Genomic DNA, 2,558 nt, shown 5'->3' on the forward strand with positions numbered 1-2,558 from the left:
CCTGCGACAAGGCGATTAACAGTCGCCTGCTCTACCAACTGAGCTATCGGGGATCGCGAGGGGTGTCTACACAGGCCCACCGGCCCTGGCAAGCGGAGATTTCGCCCCCTCTACGACCGGTCGGGACGGTCCGCGGACGCGCCCCCGGGCAGGCCGCGACAGCCGCCGGGGCTCCCGTTGCGCCATGAAAAAAGCCGGCCTCGGACTTGCGATCCGGCCGGCTTGATCCTGGAACGGATGTTTGGAGGCCTCGCCCGTTCTTCCAGAACGTAGCGGAGGCAGTCGGTTGGTTCGCCCAACCCGAAAAATCCGCTCCATGTAATCGCTTGGCTTTTTCTGCGGCTCCCAACCCTGTGGCTGGCGCTCCGACCGCCTCCGGGGGCGGCCGATGATCGTCTCCCGCCGCGCGTTCCTCGGTCTGCTGGCCGCCGCCTCGGCTGCCCGTATCGCCATCCCGGCCTTCACGCCGCCACGCCAGCCCTACGTGCGGGTCGGGCAGACTGTGTCCTATGTCGGCCTCGCCCGACATCCAGCTCCGCGCTTCGTCGGCGCACTCCCCGTCTTGGCGGTCGGCGCATGGGACACGGTCGGATACCCCGTGACGCTCGATGACACCGGGTTCTGTCGGGAGCGCCGGGTGGTCCACTTCTACGACGTCGATCTGTCCGACCTCTTGACGGAGGTGCCGCGGGACTTCTGGCATCACGAGGCGAATTGGGCCCGCTATCCGAACGTGCATGCCTACGTGCGCGAGCAGCGCTACGGCGAGGACCCCTCCGTCATGCGGCGCCGGCTGGCAGAGGTCTGCGGCTGGTACGAGGACGGGATCCGCGCGGTCGGGACGGCGTGATGGGCGCCGTCGTCACCTTCCCAGGTCGCTCCGCCCCAGCCGAGATCCGCCCGAGCGCAGGACCTTCCCGCCTGCGCTGCCTCGGCGTCAGCCGCGACGCGGACAATCCCCAGGCGGTGGCCGTCACCTTCTCCCGGCCGCTCTCCGAAGCCGAGTTGCGGGTCTTTCACGATGCCTGCCGACAGGCGGCGGGGATCGTGGAGGCGGCCTGCCGTCCGGACGAATCGCAGCCGTGAGCGAGTGCCCGACCCGCGCCCGCCTCGCGCCGCGCCGGCCGCCCGCGCCCGTCCGGCTGGGCGCGCTCGTCGCGCGGGTCGTGGCGGAGGTGGGCACGCCGGCCGAGGTCCCGACGCCGGTCCGCTCCGCCCGCCCCACCGGGCCGGCTCACCATCATCCCCTCGTCCGCGCCGCCCTCGCCGCCTTTCCTGGCGCCATCGTCGTCGGGGTGCGCGAGCGAGGCGGCCCGTAGACAGATCAGAGTTCCGTCGAACTTATTGGGGGGGGGAACCCTTGGCAGAGCCGTTTTTCAGCTTCCACACGATCGGCGACGGAAGCCCGTACATGACGCGCGGCATCCTCGGCCGCCTGCGCCTGCACATCTTCCACCGCGGCGACGGCGACCCCGATCCGCACGATCACCCGTGGTCGTTCTGGACGCTGCCACTGACGCCTTACGTCGAGGAGGTCACGGCGCCGACGCTCGCCGAATGGCCGGACCCCGCAGAGCCGGACGATCTATGGCGGCCCGTGCGGAACGGCTCTGGCGAGTGGGGCCTCGTCTATCAGCGTATCGTGCCGGCTTGGCGGCTTCATCATCGCAAGGCCGAGCACCTGCATCGCGTCCTCGGCCGCTGGTCGGGCGAGGGTTTCAGCGTAACGCCCGGCCGGATCGTCACTATCGTGTGGCGCGGCAAGGGCGGTCGGCGTTGGGGCTTCCTCAAGACACGGGACGGCCGGACGTGCTGGCAGCACTGGAAAGAGTACGCCCTGCGCGGCGGCAAGCACGCGCCGTGCGAGCCCGCCGAATAGGCGGAGGGGCAACCACCATTCGATCAAGGCAAAACTATGTTTCACTTTCACCGGCATCGCTCAACGTTCAACTACTATCGGACTTCACGCCTGCGCAGCCGGATCGCCGAACAACTGTTGCGGAAGAAATACGGGCCGAATGAAAATAAGCCGCAGAAAGGACCGCGACGCTACTATCAGAGCCGGTCGCCGAAGTTCCCGGTATTCATCTTCGGATGCCCACCACTCGTGCGACGACCGCGCCGCCGATAGGGCAGAGGGGCGATCCGTCGAACGGAAAGGAAGAGACCATGAGCACTCCCGCGATCATCTGGACGCCGCACAATCCAACCGGCGTCGAGAGCACACTCAAGACCGAGGGTATGACCGTCGAGGACATTAATCGGCCTGACGGCGGCCGGCGTTTCCGGTTCGTGACCCTGGCCGACGCAGGCGTCGCGAACCTGACGCCGGAGCAGGCGGCCGATCTCGGCAGATGGCTGATCGCGCAAGCCGAGCGACGCGCGGAATAGGCGGACAGGGTATCCGCCATGTCAGATACCACCATCACTTGGCGCCGAACCTTCGCCGACGCGCCCCACGATTTCGTGGCGGAGCGGGACGGTCTCACGCTCGGACGCATCTATCGGCACAGGCCGGGCGGGTTAGAGCGCGAGGTCTGGTTCTGGACCGCGAGCGG

General features: G+C 68.3%; 5 protein-coding genes. All 5 read left to right on the forward strand.

The features are described 5' to 3' along the window. The first annotated feature begins 388 nt into the window (after positions 1-388). The 5 genes from AX737_RS00665 (at position 389) to AX737_RS00685 (ending at position 2,391) form a co-directional block, all read left to right on the forward strand. Entirely contained in the window at positions 389-850 is a 462-nt protein-coding gene (locus tag AX737_RS00665; protein ID WP_066918188.1) for a hypothetical protein, read from the forward strand. Further along, positions 850-1,086: a hypothetical protein gene (locus tag AX737_RS00670; RefSeq protein WP_066918190.1), complete on the forward strand. Its 237-nt coding sequence runs from the start codon at positions 850-852 to the stop codon at positions 1,084-1,086. Before AX737_RS00665 ends, AX737_RS00670 begins: the two co-directional genes overlap by 1 nt. Further along, entirely contained in the window at positions 1,083-1,319 is a 237-nt protein-coding gene (locus AX737_RS00675) for a hypothetical protein (protein WP_066918192.1), read from the forward strand. The genes AX737_RS00670 and AX737_RS00675 overlap by 4 nt, the downstream gene beginning before the upstream one ends. 41 nt (positions 1,320-1,360) lie before the next feature. Next, on the forward strand, positions 1,361-1,879 hold the full coding sequence (locus AX737_RS00680; RefSeq protein WP_156453443.1) for a hypothetical protein: 519 nt from the start codon (positions 1,361-1,363) through the stop codon (positions 1,877-1,879). Positions 1,880-2,169: 290 nt separating this feature from the next. Next, positions 2,170-2,391, forward strand: coding sequence for a hypothetical protein (locus tag AX737_RS00685; RefSeq protein ID WP_066918196.1), 222 nt, complete (start codon positions 2,170-2,172; stop codon positions 2,389-2,391). Positions 2,392-2,558: the final 167 nt, after the last annotated feature.

Origin of the sequence: Methylobacterium sp. CCH5-D2 (genome assembly GCF_001556475.1) — a bacterium.
Lineage (GTDB): Bacteria > Pseudomonadota > Alphaproteobacteria > Rhizobiales > Beijerinckiaceae > Methylobacterium > Methylobacterium hispanicum.